General features: G+C 63.4%; 21 protein-coding genes. 8 read left to right on the top strand and 13 right to left on the bottom strand.

Annotation, left to right across the window (positions count from 1 at the left end; all coding sequences use genetic code 11):
* Positions 1 to 5 precede the first annotated feature (5 nt).
* From P7F60_RS05400 to P7F60_RS05385, 4 genes are all read left to right on the top strand, one after another.
* Positions 6 to 560, top strand: coding sequence for a DUF924 family protein (locus tag P7F60_RS05400; protein ID WP_277916692.1), 555 nt, complete (start codon positions 6 to 8; stop codon positions 558 to 560).
* A 127-nt stretch (positions 561 to 687) separates the two neighbouring features.
* Positions 688 to 3255, top strand: coding sequence for a mechanosensitive ion channel family protein (locus P7F60_RS05395; protein ID WP_277916691.1), 2568 nt, complete (start codon positions 688 to 690; stop codon positions 3253 to 3255).
* Between the two features lie 169 nt (positions 3256 to 3424).
* Positions 3425 to 3688 carry a hypothetical protein gene (locus tag P7F60_RS05390; protein WP_277916690.1) on the top strand — a complete coding sequence of 88 codons (264 nt, stop codon included), beginning with the start codon at positions 3425 to 3427 and terminating at the stop codon, positions 3686 to 3688.
* A 175-nt stretch (positions 3689 to 3863) separates the two neighbouring features.
* Positions 3864 to 4694 carry a response regulator gene (locus tag P7F60_RS05385; protein WP_277916689.1) on the top strand — a complete coding sequence of 277 codons (831 nt, stop codon included), beginning with the start codon at positions 3864 to 3866 and terminating at the stop codon, positions 4692 to 4694.
* A 46-nt stretch (positions 4695 to 4740) separates the two neighbouring features.
* Here the strand turns inward: P7F60_RS05385 and P7F60_RS05380 are convergent, their stop codons facing one another.
* The 3 genes from P7F60_RS05380 to P7F60_RS05370 all read right to left on the bottom strand — a co-directional run bounded on the left by P7F60_RS05380 (position 4741) and on the right by P7F60_RS05370 (position 6561).
* Positions 4741 to 5775, bottom strand: a complete 1035-nt coding sequence (locus P7F60_RS05380; RefSeq protein ID WP_277916688.1) for a GlxA family transcriptional regulator — start codon at positions 5773 to 5775, stop codon at positions 4741 to 4743.
* 258 nt (positions 5776 to 6033) lie between these two features.
* Positions 6034 to 6246, bottom strand: a complete 213-nt coding sequence (locus P7F60_RS05375; RefSeq protein ID WP_277916687.1) for a hypothetical protein — start codon at positions 6244 to 6246, stop codon at positions 6034 to 6036.
* Positions 6247 to 6354: 108 nt separating this feature from the next.
* Positions 6355 to 6561: a hypothetical protein gene (locus tag P7F60_RS05370; protein ID WP_277916686.1), complete on the bottom strand. Its 207-nt coding sequence runs from the start codon at positions 6559 to 6561 to the stop codon at positions 6355 to 6357.
* Positions 6562 to 6639: 78 nt separating this feature from the next.
* On the opposite strand from P7F60_RS05370, the gene P7F60_RS05365 reads away from it, so the two are divergent.
* Entirely contained in the window at positions 6640 to 7578 is a 939-nt protein-coding gene (locus tag P7F60_RS05365) for a LysR family transcriptional regulator (protein ID WP_277916685.1), read from the top strand.
* A 6-nt stretch (positions 7579 to 7584) separates the two neighbouring features.
* Here the strand turns inward: P7F60_RS05365 and P7F60_RS05360 are convergent, their stop codons facing one another.
* Positions 7585 to 8310, bottom strand: coding sequence for a pyridoxamine 5'-phosphate oxidase family protein (locus tag P7F60_RS05360; protein ID WP_277916684.1), 726 nt, complete (start codon positions 8308 to 8310; stop codon positions 7585 to 7587).
* 65 nt (positions 8311 to 8375) lie between these two features.
* Here P7F60_RS05360 and P7F60_RS05355 point away from each other — a divergent pair, with 65 nt between their 5' ends.
* The gene (locus tag P7F60_RS05355) at positions 8376 to 9785 is read left to right on the top strand and encodes a PLP-dependent aminotransferase family protein (protein WP_277916683.1); all 1410 of its coding nucleotides are present in this window, start codon (positions 8376 to 8378) and stop codon (positions 9783 to 9785) included.
* Between the two features lie 149 nt (positions 9786 to 9934).
* Here the strand turns inward: P7F60_RS05355 and P7F60_RS05350 are convergent, their stop codons facing one another.
* The 8 genes from P7F60_RS05350 to P7F60_RS05315 form a co-directional block, all read right to left on the bottom strand.
* Positions 9935 to 11977, bottom strand: coding sequence for an ASKHA domain-containing protein (locus tag P7F60_RS05350; protein WP_277916682.1), 2043 nt, complete (start codon positions 11975 to 11977; stop codon positions 9935 to 9937).
* 56 nt (positions 11978 to 12033) lie between these two features.
* Positions 12034 to 12357 carry a hypothetical protein gene (locus P7F60_RS05345; protein ID WP_277916681.1) on the bottom strand — a complete coding sequence of 108 codons (324 nt, stop codon included), beginning with the start codon at positions 12355 to 12357 and terminating at the stop codon, positions 12034 to 12036.
* 1 nt (position 12358) lies between these two features.
* A complete protein-coding gene (locus P7F60_RS05340; RefSeq protein WP_277916680.1) occupies positions 12359 to 13327 on the bottom strand; it encodes a methyltetrahydrofolate cobalamin methyltransferase in 969 nt (322 codons plus the stop codon).
* Positions 13328 to 13424: 97 nt separating this feature from the next.
* Positions 13425 to 14516 (bottom strand): methylenetetrahydrofolate reductase, encoded by a 1092-nt coding sequence (locus P7F60_RS05335; protein ID WP_277916679.1) that lies wholly within the window; start codon positions 14514 to 14516, stop codon positions 13425 to 13427.
* Entirely contained in the window at positions 14516 to 15094 is a 579-nt protein-coding gene (locus P7F60_RS05330; protein ID WP_277916678.1) for a methylenetetrahydrofolate reductase C-terminal domain-containing protein, read from the bottom strand. The genes P7F60_RS05335 and P7F60_RS05330 overlap by 1 nt, the downstream gene beginning before the upstream one ends.
* Positions 15087 to 15389: a virulence factor gene (locus P7F60_RS05325; protein ID WP_277916677.1), complete on the bottom strand. Its 303-nt coding sequence runs from the start codon at positions 15387 to 15389 to the stop codon at positions 15087 to 15089. The genes P7F60_RS05330 and P7F60_RS05325 overlap by 8 nt, the downstream gene beginning before the upstream one ends.
* Before the next feature lie 99 nt (positions 15390 to 15488).
* On the bottom strand, positions 15489 to 16277 hold the full coding sequence (locus P7F60_RS05320; protein WP_277916676.1) for a formyl transferase: 789 nt from the start codon (positions 16275 to 16277) through the stop codon (positions 15489 to 15491).
* 89 nt (positions 16278 to 16366) lie between these two features.
* The gene (locus P7F60_RS05315) at positions 16367 to 17023 is read right to left on the bottom strand and encodes a DUF1638 domain-containing protein (RefSeq protein ID WP_277916675.1); all 657 of its coding nucleotides are present in this window, start codon (positions 17021 to 17023) and stop codon (positions 16367 to 16369) included.
* Between the two features lie 16 nt (positions 17024 to 17039).
* Between P7F60_RS05315 and P7F60_RS05310 the strand changes: the two genes are divergently transcribed.
* Positions 17040 to 17201, top strand: coding sequence for an entericidin (locus tag P7F60_RS05310; protein ID WP_277916674.1), 162 nt, complete (start codon positions 17040 to 17042; stop codon positions 17199 to 17201).
* Between the two features lie 54 nt (positions 17202 to 17255).
* On the opposite strand, the gene P7F60_RS05305 is transcribed toward P7F60_RS05310, so the two are convergent.
* Positions 17256 to 17957, bottom strand: coding sequence for a B12-binding domain-containing protein (locus P7F60_RS05305; protein ID WP_277916673.1), 702 nt, complete (start codon positions 17955 to 17957; stop codon positions 17256 to 17258).
* 372 nt (positions 17958 to 18329) lie between these two features.
* Between P7F60_RS05305 and P7F60_RS05300 the strand changes: the two genes are divergently transcribed.
* Positions 18330 to 19907 carry a trimethylamine methyltransferase family protein gene (locus tag P7F60_RS05300; RefSeq protein WP_277916672.1) on the top strand — a complete coding sequence of 526 codons (1578 nt, stop codon included), beginning with the start codon at positions 18330 to 18332 and terminating at the stop codon, positions 19905 to 19907.
* Positions 19908 to 19998: the final 91 nt, after the last annotated feature.

Below are 19998 nucleotides of genomic sequence, written 5' to 3'. Positions count from 1 at the left end.
ACATCATGTCGCAACAGGAACTGGGTCCGGAGGACGTGCTGGCCTTCTGGTTCGGGGAACTGACGCCGGAGGACTGGTTTCGCGGCGGCGCCGATCTGGACGGCAAGATCGCCCGGCGGTTTCGCGAACTGCATCTTTCGCTTGCCGCCGGCATCGGCCCGGCGTGGCGGGAAACCCCGCAGGCGCGGCTGGCCTGCATCGTCGCGCTCGACCAGTTTCCGCGCAACATCTATCGCGGCACGCCGCTGGCCTTCGCCACCGACGGGCTGGCGCGGCGCGAGGCGCGACTGGCGCTGGAAGCCGGTGCCGAACGGCAGCTCGGCAAGGACCACTGTTGCTTCCTTTATCTGCCTTTCGAGCATTCGGAGGATCTGGCCGATCAGGACCTGTCCGTGGCGCTGTTCGAGGCGCTGGATGACGCGAATTACCATGACTATGCCGTGCGTCATCGCGACGTGATCCGCCGTTTTGGCCGCTTTCCGCATCGCAATGCCATTCTCGGCCGGGACTCGACGGCCGAAGAACAGGCCTATCTGCAAACGCCCGGCGCCGGCTTCTGAACAAGCCGTGCCGACGGCGGAGATCCGGCAAAACAAAGGGTTACTTTGGCGACTGCCTTCATCTCGCCCTTCTTTTCTTTAGGGAAGGGAGCCGGTAATGTCATGACATGCGGGTAAGGACGGCGGCGTGGGCACATTCAGGGGCTTGATCGGAAAATGGGTGCTCGTTGCCATCTGCCTTTGTCTGGCGGCCGGCCTAAGCGCCGCACAGGACCAGGCGCCTGCGCCCGCCGCGCCGGTGCCTGCCGCCGCCCAGCCTGCGGCAGTTCCGACGCCGCCTGCCGCGCCGGCGACCCCGCCCGCCGGAGATGCTGCGCCCGACGATTCGCTCAACCAGGTGATCGCCAAGGGTAAGGACGATCTCGGCGCCGCCCGCAAGCGCATCGACAGGCTGAGCGACGCCGTCGACAAGGCCGCGACGGACGACCAGAAGCTGGTCGACCTGAAGGCGCAGGCGGATGACGCGACCCGTTCCATCCTCGCCGTGCCGGTCGGCCTGCGCCCGCGCTTCGACGCGATCAAGAATCGCCTGACGGAACTCGGCGATCCCCCCGGCGAAGGCCAGCCGCCGGAAGCCGATATCGTCGCGCAGGAGCGCAAGCAACTGACGAGCGAACGCTCGCTGATCAATGCACTGACGGGTGAGGCGGAAGACCTGTCGATTGCCGGTACCAATCTATCGAACCAGATCACCGAGATGCGGCGCAAGCTGTTCACCGAAACCCTGTTCAGGCGTTCGGACGTGTCGGTGGAGATGTTCAACGTCGCGGGGACCGCCTTCGTCAAAGAGCTTTCCAGCCTCGACAATGTGTTCCGAAGCTGGATCAAGTTCGGTCTGCGCTACAAGCAACTACCATTGCTTTCGGCCGTTCTGCTGTCGCTGACGGCGGCGCTGGTGTTCCTGGCCGGAGGCTATCGCCTGTTCGGCCATTATATCCGTCGCGACGAGGGCATCGTCGACCCACCCTATATCACCCGCCTGTCGGTGGCCTTCTGGTCGACGACGGTGCAGACGATCTCGCTCGGCGCATTCCTGGTCACCTCGTTCTTCTTTCTTGAGAATTTCAATATCCTGCGCAGCGATGTCGCCCCTATCATCGCCTCCGTCCTCGGTTTCGTCGGCGTGGTCTACTTCGTCTGGAAGCTGGCCTTCTCGGTGTTTTCGCCAACGCGGCACGACTGGCGGCTGGTCCGCGTCTCCAATTCCGGCGCACGGGATCTGTGCTGGGCAATCATGGCGATGGCGATGGTCAGCGCGCTGGACTATGTTCTGAACGCGGTCAGCGCCGGGCTTGGCTCACCGGTCATCCTGACCGTCGCCAAGAGTTTTACGACCTCATTCATCGTCGGCGTGTTGCTGGTCGTCATTTCCTTCTTCCGGCCGGTGCTGGCGGAAAACGGCGATCCGGAGGCGCGAGGTCGGCCCTGGCCGCGCATTCTCGGCGTCGCGCTGCGGATCATCGGCATCGGCCTGATCTTCGCCTGCCTGACCGGCTATGTCGGCCTGGCGCGGTTTCTGGCGAGCCAGATCATCCTGACGGGCGCCGTGGTTGCGACCATGTATATCGGTTTCCTTTCCGGCAAGGCGGTTTCCAAGCGCAATTCCTTCGCCGAGACCAAGCTCGGCCGTGCCTTGCAGGAAAAGCGCGGGCTTGGCCCCGTCGCGCTCGACCAGATCGGCCTTGCCGCCGGGCTCGGCATCTATGCGGTGGCACTGGTGACCGGCGTGCCGTTGATCCTGCTCTCCTGGGGCTTCAAGACCGGCGACCTCGAGCAATGGGCCTTCCGGCTGTTCACGGAAATCCGCATCGGCAGCATGACCATCTCGCTGTTCGGCATCGTCGGCGGCGTACTGATCTTCGCGCTCGGTTTCCTGATTACCCGCTGGCTGCAGAAGTGGCTGGACAACAATGTCATGGAACGCTCGCAGGTCGATACCGGCGTGCGCAACTCGGTCAAGACCGGCATCGGTTATCTCGGCATCGCCATGGCCGCGCTGTTCGGCGTGTCGGCGGCCGGCATCGATCTTTCCAGCTTCGCGCTGGTGGCCGGTGCCCTGTCTCTCGGCGTCGGTTTCGGTCTCCAGAACATCGTCTCCAACTTCGTCTCCGGCCTGATCCTGCTGGTGGAACGGCCTTTCAAGGTCGGCGATTGGGTGGTGACCGGCACCACGGAAGGTTTCGTCAAGCGCATCTCGGTGCGCGCAACCGAGATCGAGACATTTCAGCGCCAGTCGATCATGGTGCCGAATTCGCTGTTCATCAACGCCTCCGTCGGCAACTGGACGCATCGCAACAAGCTCGGCCGGGCCGATATTTCCGTCGTCGTCAATTACGACAGCGATCCGCGCCGCATCATGGAACTGCTGACCGAGATCGCCGAAAGCCATCCCAAGGTGTTGCGCAATCCATCGCCCATGGCCGTGTTCAGCGCCTTCGGCGAGACGACCATGACCTTCGAGTTGCGCGCCTATCTCGCCGATATCGTCAATGGCGGCAGCGTGCGCAACGACCTCCGGCTCGCCATTTACGAACGTTTCCGCGCCGAAGGGCTCGGCATGCCCTTCAAAACGGATGTGCCGGTCGAGGAAGCGAAACCCGAAGAGGCGGTCTCCGAGCCGCCGGGGCCGCAGCCGGCCAAGGACGGCAAGACTTCCATCGTGGTCAACGCCCAGACCGGCAAGGCTGGCGGCTGAACCATACACGCAGGAAGACGCTATACCGGACATGAAGACGCCATTCAGTCGTCATTCAGTTCTTTCGCCGTAGACAGTAGGCAAACGCCTCGCCTGCAGTTAGGCTGGGGTGGATCGCCAGCCGTCGCGGGACGGGCTGCGAAAGGGGCGGCTGCCAAGCCGATGGGGTATGAAACGCGTTTTCTCTTTGCTTGCCGTATTCCTGGCGTTGACGGGCATCGGCCATGCCGCGACCGTCACCAACAAGGGGGCGGATACGGTCGTGCTGGTGGTGGTCGAAAACGGCAGCCGCATCGACGTCGCGCTGGATGCCGGCATGTCGGAAAGCCTGTGCGCCTCCGGTTGCTTCGTTACCCTGCCGAACGGCGACCGCATCGCGCTCGACGGGGGCGAGACGGTCGAGATCATCGACGGTTCGGCTGTCATAAAATAAGTCGTCTTGAGTATTCCGGCCGGGGCGGCGTGTAAAACTGCCGCGGGCGCATGTTCTTACCCTGACGGCATCGCATTGCGCCGAAATGGGACGCTTCATGCGCCGATTAACATTTTTGAAAATTCTATGGCCTAACGGTTATGGTGTCACACGCCATTTCATCAGAAGGCCGTCCATGTCGTTTCTAGGTATTTCCGGGATGCTTTATTCCGGCGCGTCGCTTGCGCAGTCCCGGATCGTTGTTGCCGAGGATTCGAACGTCTTCACCTCGATGATCAGCAAGCGGCTGGACGAACTGTTCGGCATCAAGGTCGATATCTGCCGCAATTTCACCGACCTGCAGGATGCTTACGAGACCTCGTCGCAGCCGGTGGCGCTGGCGATCTCCAACATCAACCTGCCCGGCGCCGAAAATGGCGAGGCGCTGGATTACCTGCTCGACCTGTCGATCCCGACCATCGTCTTCACCAGCAGCTTCCAGCAGAAGGTGCGCGACCAGATCCTCGCCAAGGACATCGTCGACTATATCATCAAGGACAATGTCTTCGCGGTCGAGATGCTGGCGGAGGCGGTCTGCCGCTTCCTGACCAACGAGCGCCACCATGTGCTGATCGTCGACGACAGCCCGACGGCGCGTGCGCTGCTCTCGACGCGCCTGAAACGCTACAATTTCCGCGTCAGCGTCGCCGACAGCGGCGCCAAGGCGCTGCAGATCCTCAATGCCAATCCCGATATCGGCCTGATGGTCACCGATTACAACATGCCCGACATCGACGGTTTCGAACTGACGCGCCGCATCCGCTCCACCATCGGCTCGCACGCGTTGCGCATCATTGGCGTCTCCTCTTCCACCGACCGGCTGCTCTCGGCGCGGTTCCTGAAGGCGGGCGGCAATGATTTCATGCTGCGGCCGTTCATCGACGAGGAATTCTACTGCCGTGTCAACCAGAACCTCGACACGCTGGTGCAGATCCGCAATGCGCGCACACCGGCGATGGCCGGATGAAACGACAAAGGCCGGCGTCTCGCCGGCCTTTATCGTTTCCGGGTCGTCAGACGACGACGCCGGTGCGGTTGGTGGAAATGTTCAGCTTGCGCTCGGCGCGCTCCTGCTGCGGCGAACGATTGTAGAGTTCGCGATAACACTTCGAGAAATGCGAGGCCGAGACGAAGCCGCAGGCAACCGCCACCTCGACCACCGGCATCGACGATTGCACCAGCAGGTGCCTGGCGCGGTCGAGACGGATTTCGAGATAGTAACGCGCCGGCGAACGGCCCATTTCCTGGCGGAAGAGGCGCTCGATCTGGCGACGCGACAGGCCCGCATCGTCGGCAATTTCCAAAAGCGACAGCGGCTCGGCCAGATTGCTTTCCATCAATTCGATAATCGACAGAACCTTGGAATTCTGCACGCCGAGGCGGGCGCGCAAGGGAAGGCGCTGACGGTCGTGCGGCGAGCGGACGCGATCGGTCAATGCCTGTTCGCAGACGCGGTTGACGAGGCTTTCGCCGAAATCCTGGCCGATCAGGTTCAGCATCATGTCCAGCGACGAGGTGCCGCCGGCGCAGGTATAGATATTGCTGTCGATTTCGTAGAGATCGGCATAGACCTCGGCCTGCGGGAAAGCTTCGGAAAAGCCGGGCAGGTTTTCCCAATGAATGGCGCAGCGCTTGCCGTTCAGCAGTCCGGCCTGGGCCAGGACATGCGCGCCCGTACAGAGGCTGCCGACCGCGACGCCGCGATTGTAGGTCTCGCGCAGATAGGCATTGACGGACTTGTTGTTGTATTCCTCGACATAGATGCCGGAACAGACCAGGACCATGTTCGGCCGGTTTTCGCCGCCGAGATTGCGGCGCTCGTCGGCAAGCGACGAATTCACCTCGATGCCGATGCCGCTGGAGGAATAGACCTTTTCTCCATCCACCGAAGCCAGCCGCCAGGTATAGGCGGAATAACCCAGCATCCGGTTGGCGATGCGAAGCGTCTCGATCGCGGCGGAAAAGGGGAGCATGGTGAAATGCGGTACGAGAAAGAAAACGAGGGATCGTTTTTTCGTGGGCGCTTTGCTCATCGGGGCGATATCCATGCCTCGGGGTTGCGGGACAAGCATTTGTCCGCCGGCTCATTGGCCTAAAAGCGACACTGACACGGATCCTTTACCTTGTGAAGCGCGAATGCGCCATACGATAAGCAGTTTTGCGACACAAGAGTTGCAAAACACGGCACCGAAGTGCGATGCTAAGCACAACTTATTGATGTCGAAACGAAGCGGGGCGATATCGTCGCCGCGATCCGGACGGGCTCGGGAGGGTTTCCGCCCGGATGCGTGGCGGGCGATGCCGCATCATGGCAAGCGCTTCGCCTTAGGGGCGTCGATGTCGGACGCGGGCCAGCCGATATCCTTGCGCATATCGAAGGGCAGGCCCTCGAGAGCGCGTTCGGTGCGGTTGCGCGTCCAGGCATCCTGAAGGCGACGCGTCAGGCGGGCGACGCGGCCAAGCGGCGCCGGCAATGATGAACCGGACGTGCCGGAGAAGGAGGATGAAATCGGTATCATGTCAGGTTTCCTTCCGGTGCTTCCCTGTGGAAAATAAGACGATCCGGAGGGTCGCGACCCTTCATCGTCTTTATGCGCTTGTCCTTTACATCAATCAAATGAATTGGACTAATTCATGCGATCAATTTTCATGATGTATTCCGCAGGTAGGCTATCGTCGATAACCGGCGGCCAGCCAAGATCGGCCTGGACGTTCGCCGGATAGCGGGCGATCTCGGCGCGAACCTTTCTCAGCGTACGGCGGCGTGTGCCGGAGAGGCGGTCGGCCATCGTGTCGAGGCGGTCGAGGATGCGGTGAAACGATTGGACGGTCATGCGTGGCTCCTTTCCGCCGCGTTGCATTCTGCGGCTTGGGTCACAGGATCGCTCTCTCTTGACTATCAATCAAACGAAATGATATCGTTCTTTAGATCAGTAAAATTGAAGGATAGGACGATGAACCTACCCCTGCGCCAATCCCTGCCGCTTCTGGATATCGATGTGCTGAGAACCTTTGTGGCGATCGCCGAGACCGGCAATTTTTCCACCGCGGCCGATGCCGTGCTGCGCACGCCCTCGGCCGTCTCCATGCAGATCAAGAAATTGGAGGAGCAGCTCGGCGCCACGCTGTTCCTGCGCGATGCCCGCTCGGTGTCGCTGACCCAGAGCGGCGAGATCCTGATCGGCTATGCCCGGCGGATGGTCGCGCTGTCGAACGAGGCTGTCTCGCGCTTCCGCATGCCGGACATGCAGGGCCATGTGCGGCTCGGCGCCCCCGACGATATCGGCGAGCGCCACATGCCTTCGATCCTCAAGCGTTTTGCCGAAATCTATCCGCTGATCATGGTCGACGTCACCGTCGATACGTCAAGCAACCTGCGCCGGCGGCTTCAGGAACAACGGCTGGATCTCGCGCTCGTCAACGTCGCGCCGGGCGCGCGTAGCAGCGAAGGCGAGGTGGTGCATACCGACCAGCTCGTCTGGGCCGGCGCGAAATGCGGCACCGCCTATCTGCGCGACCCGCTGCCGATGTCGCTCTGGGAGGACGGCTGCTGCTGGCGCGCCGACGCTCTGTCCGTTCTCGACCGGAGCAAGCGGCCCTATCGCATCGCCTATCTCTCGGCGCATACCATGGCGCAGCGCGCCGCCGTCATCGCCGACCTGGCGATCGCGCCGCTGCCACGCAGCTATCTCACCGCCGACATGGCGGCGTTGGGCGCCGCCCATGGCTTGCCGGATCTCGGCAGCTTCGAGGTGCGGCTGCTCAGAGGCGGCGAGGCCAGCGAGACCATCGATGCGGTCGCCGACAGCGTCCGTTCCGCCTTCTCGGAGATCGTCGGTCTTGCGGCCTGAGCGGGCTTACGCTCCGACTTCATAAGCTTGCTGGCACTCTGCCAGCGCGTCGTCCAGCCTTCGTCCCTCGCGATAGGGCGCCAGATGGGCCGGGAAGGTGACGCCTTCAGGCAGGTTCGGGCTGGTTTGCGGCGCACCGATGACCGTGCTGACCGGGATGACGCCCGCCCAGGCGGCGATGCCGAAATCCTCCTCGTCGTCGCCGACCTGCTTGGCGCGTGATTTGGCGGAGGCCTGCTCGATGCGCATGCCGATGACCGTCGTCGCCTTTTCCTCCTGTGCCGTGTTTTCGCGCAGTTCGGCGGCGCGGCCGGGATAGAAGCGTTCGATGATGCCTTTGAGCGCCTTCTGCTTCTCTTCCGGCGCCTCGACGATCGCCGCCGTGCCGAAGCACATGGCGGAGCGGTAATTGGCCGAATGGTTGAAGCCGGAACGGGCGAGCACGAGCCCGTCGAGATGCGACACCGTCAGGCAGACCGGCGCGGCCTGTTTCTGGTTCTTCAGCATCCGGCTGGCGGCGGAGCCGTGCCAGTAGAGCCAGTCGCCCTCGCGCCAGTGGATGGTGGGCGTGCAATAGGGCTGGCCGTCGATGACATAGGCGACATGACAGAGGAAGGCGGAATCGAGGATGGCATAGACCGCCTCGCGGTCGTAGGAGCCGCGCTCATGCATGCGTTTGACCTTGTTGGTCGGAGTGACGGGATATGAATTTTGCGGCGAACGGGCGTCCATGCTTGTCTCCTTGGGATGATCGGGCGTAGAGCTACGCCTTCCGATTGGTTCACCATAGGTCCAATATGACGAAGAGTTTTCGAACCAATCTGTCCGACTGGTCGCTGGCCGTGCCGGTCCTGCCGCAGGCGGGGCCGCGCCGGGTGGCGCTGTATCGCGAAATCCGCCGGCTGATCGAGACGGCGGCCCTGCCGACCGGCGCCAAGCTTCCGACGACGCGCGATCTGGCCAAACGCTTCGGCCTTTCGCGGGGAGCGGCGGTCGCTGCCTATGAGATGCTGATCGCCGATGGCTTTGCCGAAGCGCGCATGGGAGCAGGCACCTATGTGGCGCGCACGGTGCCGCTGACCGCAGCCGGCGTCCCGGAGCCACAGCGGCCACGACGCAACGAGGCGGGACCGCTGCCGGGGGAACTCGGCTGCTCGGCGGCGGACGAGCGGACCATTTCCATCTTCCGAACGCTTCTGAACCGGCATCTGGCGCAGCCGACACCGCGCCATTACCACTATGCCGAGCCGGCCGGCGGCGAAGATTTGCGCCATGAGATCGCCGCTTACCTGCGTACCGCGCGCGGCGTGCGCTGCACGGCCGATCAGGTGATCGTCACCGCCGGCACGCAGGCGGCGCTCGATCTCATCATCCGCACGCTGCTGAAGCCGGGCGATCCGGTCTGGCTGGAAAATCCATGTTACACCATGGCGCGCCTTGCCTTCGAGACGGCGGGGGCGGCGATTTCCGGCATCCGCGTCGACGGGCAGGGCATGGATGTCGAGGACGGGATCGCGCGGTCGCCGCAGGCGCGCGCCGTCTACATCACGCCTTCGCATCAGTTTCCGCTCGGCGTCACCCTGTCGATGGCGCGGCGCGTGGCGCTGATCGACTGGGCGCGGCAGAGCGGCGCCTATGTCATCGAGGACGATTACGACAGCGAATACCGTTTCGCCGGCCCGCCGCTGGCCGCCCTGCAGGGTATCGACGCCCATGAGCGGGTGATCTATGTCGGCACGTTTTCAAAGGTGCTGATGCCGGGATTCCGCATCGGTTATCTGGTGGCCCCGCAGGCGCTGATCGAACCGTTGCTTACCACGCGGCAAATGATCGACCGTTTTCCCTCGACGCTCGCCGAAAGCGCCATTGCCGAATTGCTGCGCGAGGGGCATTTCTCCGCCCATATCCGCCGGGCGCGGCGCCGGGCAAGACAGGCGCGAGACAGTCTGGTGGAGGCGCTGGCCGGTAGCGGCCTGACCATTGCCCCGCCTGACCAAGGCCTGCATCTGGTGGCCTCGCTGCCGGAGGGCGTTGGGGACAAGGCGTTTCCAGCGCGCGCCGCCGATGTCGGTTTCGGCGTGCGGGCGTTGTCGCCGATGTATATCGGCGCGGAGCAGCGGCAGGGGCTGGTGATCGGCTTTTCCGGGTTCGAGCCGGAGGTGCTGGCCGGTGCGGCGCGGCGGTTTGCGGCGACGTTGCGGTTTTAGGTCGCCCCTCAACCGCCTGTCGGCACCTTCTCCCCGTTCTGACAGGGAGAAGGGAACGCTGCATTGGCTTTCTCAAACAAAGACCGTTCGTGGGGCAAGCTCTCTCTCCCCGCGCGCAGGAAGAGGGTTAGGGTGGGGGCAGATCGGGGTTATTCGCCCCGGCTGCGCCGGCGGCGACGGCCGCCGCCCTCGCCGCCGTCATCGGAGGTCACCTTGCGTTCCGGCAAGGTGACGACCTTGGCGAGTTCGGGGAAGGCATCGACCTTGTTGGGCATGGCCATGGCGTTGACGAAGAGCTGCTGGAAGTTGGATTCCAGCGCCGTCTCGATCTTCTCGATCTTCTTGACCATCTCCTCGATCTCGCGGCGATGGCCGCGATTGAGCAGGGCCATCAGCGCGCCGGTGCCGGCGGCATTGCCGACGGCCTTGACTTCGGCGAGGTCGCAATCCGGGATCAGGCCGAGCACCATGGCGTATTTCGGATCGATGAACGAGCCGAAGGCGCCGGCGAAGCGGATGGTATCGACCTTCTCGACACCCTGCTTTTCCATCAAGAGCTTGATGCCGGCATAAAGGGCGGCCTTGGCGAGCTGGATGGCGCGCACGTCGTTCTGGGTCACGGTGATGCGCGGCTCGCCGTCGCGCAGCAGATAGGAGAAGGTGCGGCCGTTCTGGATGATGCGCGGGCTCTTTTCCATCAACGAACCGTCGACGACGCCGTCTTCGGAAATGATGCCGGAGAGATACATTTCCGCAACCACCTCGATGATGGCCGAGCCGCAAATGCCGGTGACGCCGACCGTGGCGGCGGCCTCTTCGAATCCCTCTTCGTCGGACCACTTGTCGACGCCGATGACGCGGAAACGCGGCTCCAGCGTCGCGGGATCGATGCGCACACGCTCGATGGCGCCGGGTGCTGCGCGCTGGCCGGAGGAGATTTCAGCACCTTCGAAGGCCGGGCCGGTCGGCGAGGAGGCGGCGACGACGCGCGCCCTGTTGCCGAGCACGATTTCGGCATTGGTGCCGACATCGACGAGCAGCATCATGCCGTCCTGGCGATAGGGGCCTTCCGCCAGCGTCGCGCCGGCTGCATCGGCGCCGACATGGCCGGCGATGCAGGGCAGCAGATAGGTGCGGGCGCCGCGGTTGACGTCGATATCCAGCTCATGCGCCCAGTATTGCATGGCACCGGACACGGCGAGCGCGAAGGGCGCCTGGCCAAGCTCGGTCGGGTCGATGCCGAGGAACAGGTGGTGCATGATCGGGTTGGCGACGAAGACGAGGTCGAGGATGTCGTGGCGGTCGACGCCACCCTCGGCGCAGACCTTGCCGATCAGCATGTTGACTGCCTCGCGCACCGCTGATGTCATCGCCTCGCGCCCGTCCGGGTTCATCATCACATAAGAGACGCGGCTCATCAGATCCTCGCCGAAGCGGATCTGCGGGTTGGAGGTGCCGGAGGAGGCGACGATGCGGCCCGAGAGCAGCGACACCAGATGCATGGCGATGGTGGTCGAGCCGATATCGCAGGCGATGCCGTAGGCCTCGTTCTTGAGGCCCGGCCAAAGGCTGACGATGAAGGGCCGCGAACTGTCCATGTCGCGATGGATGGCGGCGGTCACGCCCCAATTGCCCTTGCGCAGGGTGGATTGCACCTCGGGCACGATATGCGGGGCGATCAGAAGGTTTTTCCAGCCCCAATCCTTTTCCAGGATCGCCTTCATGCGGTCGAGATCGCCGAGCGGCTTGTGCATGTCGGGCTCGTCAACCTCGACATAGCATAGCTGCACGGCGGCGTTGCGCTCGATGACGCGGTCGGTGGCGGCCTTGCGCACAACTTGCGCATTGACGACCGTATCCTGCGGCACGTCGATGACGAGGTCGCCCTGGATCAGCGCCGAGCAGGAGAGGCGGCGTCCTTCCGGCAGGCCACGCACCTTGTCGTAGCGCTCCTCCTTGGCGCCGACGGGCGAGAGATGGTCGTTGGAGGAGACGATCTGGTGCTTGGCGAAATTGCCTTCCTGCACCGAGATCTGACAGCGCCCGCAGGTGGCGCGGCCGCCGCAGACGCTTTCGACATAGACGCCGAGCTTGCGGGCCGCATCCAGCACCGGCATGCCGAGCGGAAAGCGGCCGCGCTTGCCCGAGGGCATGAAGAGAACGAGGGCGTCTTTTTCGGCGGCTTCGGTCATGTGGGTCTCTTTCTCGGGCGAGCTTTCGTAGCGCATCGGACGTCTTTCGGGCGGGGTCAGCTTTTTGGAGCTGAGAGGCGGCGCATATTGCGGCGCACGCGCTTGCCATAGGGTTTCAGCGCGGCCGCGGATACGGCGCGGGCGGCGACATCGGGCGAGGCTGCCGTCATCATGGCCTTTGCCATCGCAAAATTGGCCGCCACGACGCTTTCCGCCGCGGCAGCCATTTTTTCGGTGACCATACGGGTCATCTCGGCGGTGTCCTGTGTCGACCCCGTCAGCGCCGCCATCTGCATCTCATGGCAACGCATGGCGATGACGAGCGGTGCCTCCAGCCACAGGCTGAAGGCGTCGCGACGAAGTCTGCGCCCGCCGCTCATGTCATTCTCGCGAAGCGCCGGCACCGGCGCGGGCCGCGCGGCCGCCGCGACGACCGCCGCCAGCGGCAGGTGCCGCCGAAGGAGCTGCCGCAGCCGCGCCGCCTTCGGCCGGCTTGTGATCGCGATAGGTCATGATCCAGTTGGTGCAGTTGGCATCGGTGCCGTTCAGCACGTTTGCGGCGCGCACGGCTTCCATTTCCTGCGGGCGGCAGGGGTTCATGATCGCCGAGGTCATGCCGGCGCCGATGACCATCGGGATGAAGCCGGCATTGATGCCGTGGCGATGCGGCAGGCCGAAGGAGATGTTGGAGAGGCCGCAGGTGGTGTTGACCTTCAACTCCTCGCGCAGGCGGCGCAGCAGGGCGAAGACCTGGCGGCCGGCATCGCCGAGAGCGCCGATCGGCATGACCAAGGGGTCGACGACGATGTCATGCGGCTTGATGCCATGGTCCATGGCGCGCTCGACGATCTTCTTGGCGACGGCGAAACGCACGTCCGGATCCATGGAAATGCCGGTTTCGTCGTTGGAGATGGCGACGACCGGAACGTCGTATTTCTTGACCAGCGGCAGAATGGCTTCGAGCTTTTCTTCCTCGCCGGTGACCGAGTTGACCAGCGGCCGGCCCTTGGCGACCTTCAGGCCGGCCTCGATGGCGGCGGTGACCGACGAGTCGATGGCGAGCGGCAGGTCGACGAGGCCCTGGACGATTTCGAGCGTCTGGACGAGCAGACCCGGCTCGGTCTCGTTCGGGTTCACCGAGGTGACGCCGGCATTGATGTCGAGCATGGTGGCGCCGGCGGCGGCTTGTTCCAGCGCGTCCTTGATGACGGTTTCGAAATTGCCGGCCTGCATTTCGGCGGCCAGCTTCTTGCGGCCGGTCGGGTTGATGCGTTCGCCGATGACGCAGAAGGGCTGGTCGAAACCGATGATGATTTCCCGGGTGGCGGAGGCAACGATGGTGCGGGTCATGTGACGTCCTTTAAGGCGCGCGAAGGTCAGGGAAGGTCTAGCCTGACGGGTTGTGTGTTACAAGGCCGGCTCCCCACCGGCCCCTATTGATGACTGTTTAGTGCGGATGCTGCGCAGCGATGCCGGCGAGCTGCTGCTGGTTTTGCTCGGCGCCTTCGCGCATCGCGTTCATGCGGGCGGCGACCAGGGCGTCGGTCGGGTTCATTTCCGGCTTCCAAGGCTGGCGGCCCTTGAGCACGCCCGACTCATGGACGATCTCGGCGACATATTCTTCCTGGCGGTAGGCCATGACGTGAACGCCGGCAACGCCCTGGATCTCCTTGACCTCATTGATGATGTCGATGCAGATCTGCTTGCCTTCCTTCTTCTGGTCCTGCGCGCCTTCCAGCCGGGCGATGATAGCGTCCGGAATATGGATGCCCGGAACGTTGGCGCGGATCCAGCGCGCGGTCTTGGCCGAGGCCAGCGGGCCGACGCCGCAGAGGATGAAGACCTTTTCGTGAAGGCCGAGTTCGCGCACCTTGTCCATGTAGGTGCGGAACATCGGCACGTCGAAGCAATACTGGCTCTGGACGAATTGCGCGCCGGCCTCGATCTTCTTGGCCAGGCGATAGGGGCGGAAATCGTAAGGCGGGGCGAAGGGGTTGATCGCCGCGCCGAGGAAGACATGCGGCGGCGTCGACAGTTTGCGTCCGGACAGGAACTTACCGTTGTCGCGCATGATGCGCACGGTTTCGAGCAGCGACATGCAATCGAGATCGAAGACCGGCTTGGCGCCCGGCTGGTCGCCGGCCTGCACGCCGTCGCCGGTCAGGCACATGATGTTCTGCACGCCCATCGCCGAGGCGCCGAGCACGTCGCCCTGGATGGCGATGCGGTTCTTGTCGCGGCAGGCGATCTGCATGATCGGCGCATAACCCATGCGCGTCAGCAGGGCGCAGATGCCGACGGAGGACATGTGGCAGTTGGCGCCGGAGGCATCGACGGCGTTGATGCCGTCCACCCAGCCGTTGAAGACGGCGGCGCGCTCATAGACGTCTTCCGGATTGGCGCTGTCGGGCGGGTTGAGCTCAGTGGTGACGGCGAATTCTCCGCGCCGCAGCACGCGCTCCAGACGGCCCCGCGAGGAATGGCCGGGCAACGGATCGAGCGGCGCGCCGGGATCGTGCGGATTGATATCGGGGCTCATCACTTCATTTCCTTGTTGGCGGCGGCTTCACGCTCGGCTGCGGCCTCGGCGGTGACGCGCAGCCAGGACGAGGTTTCGCGCAACGACTGGTTCACCGGCTTCTGCACGTTCATGATCTTCTGCCCGCCGGTCATGTTCTGCGAGCCTTTCCAGGCCTGCACCCAGACGCAGGGCATATCCGGTTCCACCTCGCAATTGCCGTTGGCGCGCACACCGCCGCAGGGACCGTTGCGAAGCTGCTTTGGACAGTTCATCGGGCAGGACATGCCGGTGGAGGACAGTGCGCACTGGCCGCACATGCGACAGTCGAACAGGAACCCCTTCACATGACGCTCTACGAAGGTGATCGGCTTTTCGACGCGGCTGTAGCCCAACGTTTTCCACAGGGGATGCAGCAGCAGAAACACATTCGCAAAACGGTTGTAGAACCATTCGAAGAAGCGCGAATGACGCACCGCCCAGAGGCGGATCGTATAGGTATGTCGGCCGCGCCGGTTGGGTGAGACGCCGGCCGGCGTATAGGCGCCGGTGGCGGCTTTCTTGGCAGGGGCGGCGTTGCCGGGCTTGGGATCAGCCATTCTCCTTGCCCCCGGCCTTGACGAGCGCGACAAGGCGTTCGCGGTCATAGGCCTCTTCGAGCTCGGCCACGGCCTTGTCGGCCTCGGCTTCGAGATCGTCGGAAACCGGCACCGGATCGGCCTTGCGCCATTCTGCGAGATAATCGCCGGATTCGGCCGCGCCCGTGCGCATCGCGGCCATGTCGATCGCCTCGGTGAACCGCAGCGACAATTCGCGCTTGGCGGATTTGCGCCCCTGCTTGATGATGACCTGGGCGGGAATATCCCGCCAGAAAACGACGATGCGGTCGGCCATGCCCTGAGAACTCCTCTTTGGCGCACATTGCACGCGCCGCGCGGCGTTGACTTGGCTCGGCACGACGTCGCACAAGATCAAATACGACGTCGCAAAAAATTACCACAGGCCTTTTGCGATGCCGTTCCAGATCCATGTCCAGATCGTCGGATTATCGTGCATGGCGGAGGTGCCTTCGGCCTTGTGCGGCGAAAGGCGTCCCTCGAGCGCATCCTCGACGGCGCGCAGGGTCAGGGGCATGGCGGCAGCGGTCAGCAGCAGCGGATAGGTCAGCATCGAATCGCCCTTTTCGGGGGCGGTGCGCACCTCGTAGAGCGTGTCGCCGGTATCGACGCCGGCGTCGACGAGATGCAGCGTTGCGCCGAAATTTCCAGGGTCGCCCTTGGCCAGCGCCCAATACCCGCCTGCCTGGCCGCGATACATCGGGTTGATGCCGGCATGCAGGTTGACGATCGGGCAGGAAATTCTCGACAGCGTCTGCCGCGACAGCAGCCGACAGGAAACGGTGAGGATCACCGCCGGCTGCAGCCGCGCCACGGCGGCATGGCAGGTGGGATCGTTCAGCGAAGGCACATGGACGGTTTCGACGGCGGTATTCGGTTCGGCCGAAAGGCCGTGTTCGGCGAGAATTTGCTGTGTGCGCCGCCTCAACGCCGATTTGCCCAGCCGCGATGCGACCATGGTCGCCAGCTGGCCCAGAGCCGCGATCCAACCGACGCGGCGGGCACGGCGCCTAACCAGCGTCGATTTGGACTCCGGCTGTTCCCGAATCACGACCAGTTCGGGAAAGCGGGCGGCGAGGGCGTTGATGACAGCCTGCGGATTCGTGCCACCGGCCGTCATGACGACGACGCGCCGGTCTGCGGAGGGGGCGGGGTGGGTGTCCATGCCACCATCTTTGGCAAGGAAATTAAAGAATGCCTTTATCAGCGGGGGCGCAATACGGTAAATCCGGCGATGCCGCGCTCACATTCGCGTCATGAGCCTTTGCTTGCGGCCAGGAGTTCGGTTTCGAGATCGCCATAACCGGTGTGGCGGTATTCATAGGTGAGACCGAGATAGTCGGCCGCTTCGCGCGCCTTGACCTGCAGCGCCTCGTCCTCGATCTGCGACAGGTAGATCAGCTTGGTATAATTGCCGAAATACATGTCCTTCAACTGCGGATGCCGGTCGAGGCCGAGCGGCTGGATGACGAAGGCCTCGAACTGCCTGGCGAGGAAATCGGTGAGGTAGAAGGCGGTGACATCGTCTTCCCAGGTCGCGGAAAATTCCGCGTTGCCGGTGAAGAAAGAGTAACAGTGCGGCCCCGAGAGGCGCTCGACGCCTTCGCGCGCGCAGAGGCGGTCGATGTCGCCGCCGGTTCCGCAATCGGCATAGCCGATGAAGATACGCGACGCGCCTGCGGCGCGCGCTTCGGCGATCGCGGCTTCGAGGCCGGGGGCGATCTTCTGGGGATGGGCGTGCCAAATGGCGGGAAGACAGGTCAGCTCGATATGATCGAGTTCGTTGAGCTTCGAAACGGCCAGGATTTCGCGGGCGATGGCTCCGCAGGCGATCACGTGAACTTTTTCGCCACTTGTGGGTTTATTTGCTGAATTCGCAATGGCGAATTCTTTTGTTTGATCTGTTTCCATCAGAAGGGGCCCACCAATGGCGCTGCGTAATATCTCGAAAATCGTTCTTTGCTGCTTCGGTCTCGCGCTGCTGACGTCGTGCGGCAATACGATCCGTGGTGTCGGCAGGGATACCGCCAATGCGGTCAACGCGACGCAGGATGCCGGCCGCAGCGTCGAGAAGGCTGCCAAGTATTAAGGTGGGTGTCCGGCGGCGGCGTGTCAACGCGCCGCCGGACCTTTCTTCCAAAGCTCAGTTCGCGCCGCTCATCTGGTTATGCTTGCGGCGGACGAATTCCTTGGCGGTTTCGACCGCGATCGCCGCATCGCGACAATAGGCATCTGCACCGACAGCCTTGCCGAATTCTTCGTTCAGCGGCGCGCCGCCGACGAGAACGACGTAGTCGTCGCGCAGACCCTTTTCCTTCATGGTGTCGATGACGACCTTCATGTAGGGCATCGTCGTGGTCAGCAGGGCCGACATGCCGAGGATATCCGGCTGCTCGCGCTCCAGCGCATCGAGATAGTTCTCGACCGGATTGTTGATACCGAGATCGACGACATCGAAGCCGGCGCCTTCCATCATCATGCCGACGAGGTTCTTGCCGATGTCGTGGATGTCGCCCTTGACGGTGCCGATCACCATCTTGCCGAGTTTTGGCGCACCGGTCGCCGCCAGGAGCGGGCGCAGGATGGACATCCCGGCCTTCATCGCATTGGCCGAAAGCAGAACTTCCGGCACGAACAGGATGCCGTCGCGGAAATCGATGCCGACGATGCGCATGCCCTCGACCAGCGCTTCGGTCAGCACATCATAAGGTGCCCAGCCGCGCGAGAGCAGGATATTCGTCGCCTCCTCGATCTCCTCCTTGAGGCCGTCATAGAGGTCGTCGTGCATCTGTTGCACGAGTTCGTCGTCGGAAAGGTCTGCGAGGATGATTTCGTCGTCTGACATGATGGGTTCCCGCTGCTAGGATTCGTTGCAATTCGCGCTTCGCGACCTTGCCTCATCCAGTGTTAAACCTCAATCGCCGCGAACCTGTTTTCGAAAGCGACGTGATGTGGCGGAAAAAGCGACGGACGCGACGTCGGATCGCGATTGCGACGCGATTCGCATTCGGGTGCCGGAAAGGCGCCATGCCGGGATTTGCGGGCAATAATCGAGATTCGGCAGGGGCTTGGCGATACCGGAAGATATCGTGACGATGCAGGCGCCATGTCTGCCTTGCGCAAATCCGTGGCGCATTGAGGAATGTTCCATCTGCGAAATCGGATAGCATAGTGCTATAAGGTCCAGCGCAAGCTTGCGCGAGAGTGAGGAAGCATCATGGATGAAATGACTGAACAGGCGGCAACGTCGAACGAGGGCGGCGGTCGCCGCACCCGCGAGGGCCGGGGTGCTGCCGCACGCCGCGCATCGCGCACCGGTGGCGGCCCCGGCCCGTCGCTTCCCTATATCCAGCGCAAGATTCCCGTCTATGAGGTGCTGGACGAAGAGGGCCTGCAGATCATCGAGCGCAATGCCGATACCGTTCTCGAGGAAATCGGCATCGAATTCCGCGACGACGCCGAGGCGCTGGAGCTGTGGCGTCAGGCCGGCGCCGACGTCAAGGGCGAGCGCGTGCATTTCCCGCGCGGCCTCTGCCGCGAGCTTTTGAAGACCGCGCCCAAGGAATTCACCTGGCATGCCCGCAACCCGGAGCGCAGCGTGCGCATCGGCGGCAACGCCACCGTCTTCGCGCCGGTCTACGGCCCGCCCTTCGTGCGCGACCTCGACGGCAACCGCCGTTATGCCACTATCGAGGATTTCCGCAACTTCGTGAAGCTCGCCTACATGGCGCCGTCGATGCATTCCTCGGGCGGCACGGTCTGCGAGCCGGTCGACATTCCGGTGAACAAGCGTCACCTCGATATGATCTACAGCCATATCAAATATTCCGACAAGCCGTTCATGGGCTCGGTGACCGCGCCGGAACGCGCCGAAGACACCATCGCCATGGCCAAGCTCGTGTTCGGCGACGATTTCGTCGAGAACAACTGCGTGACGCTGAACCTGATCAACGCCAACTCGCCGATGGTGTTCGACGAGACCATGCTCGGCGCGCTGAAGGTCTATGCCCGGCATAACCAGGCATCGGTCGTCTCGCCCTTCATCCTGTCGGGCGCGATGAGCCCGGTGACCATCGTCGGCACGCTGACGCAGATTCTGGCCGAAGTCCTGGCCGGCGCTTCTTTCACCCAGCTTATCCGCAAGGGGGCGCCGGTGCTGTTCGGCACCTTCGCCGCCTCGATCTCGATGCAGTCGGGCGCGCCGACCTTCGGCACGCCGGAACCGTCGTTGGTTTCCTATGGCGCCGCGCATCTTGCACGCCGTCTCGGCCTGCCGTTCCGTACCGGCGGCTCGCTCTGCGGCTCGAAGGTTCCCGATGCGCAGGCGGCCCATGAATCGGCGTCGACCTTGAACATGACGCTGCTGGCCGGCACCAATTTCGTGCTGCATGCCGCCGGCTGGCTCGAAGGCGGCCTGATCTCCTCCTACGAGAAGTTCATGATCGACCAGGATCAGCTCGGCATGATGCAGAAGATGGCCCAGGGCATCGATTTCTCCGAGGAGGCTCAGGCCATGGACGCCATCCGCGAAGTCGGCCCCGGCAGCCATTATCTCGGCTGCTCGCACACCCAGGCGAACTTCCAGACCGCTTTCTATCGCTCGCCGCTCGCCGACAACAATTCCTTCGAGCAGTGGGAAGTGGAAGGCGAAAAGCGCATCGAGCAGCGCGCCAACGCGCTCTGCCGGAGCTGGCTGGAAAGCTATGAGGCGCCGGCGCTTGATCCCGCCCTCGATCAGGCCCTGCTTGATTTCATCCAGCAGCGCAAGGATTCCATGCCGGACGCCTTCACCTGAAGAGAGCCCGAGGCCGCCAGGGAGCAAGGCGGCGCGAGAAGCGTCGCCGATTTCGTCCAGAAGGAAGTCTGGCGGCCGCATTATCAATACA

The sequence above is a fragment of the Rhizobium sp. YJ-22 genome (assembly GCF_029601685.1).
Lineage (GTDB): Bacteria > Pseudomonadota > Alphaproteobacteria > Rhizobiales > Rhizobiaceae > Metarhizobium.
This window is presented reverse-complemented; position numbering and strand designations above follow the sequence as displayed.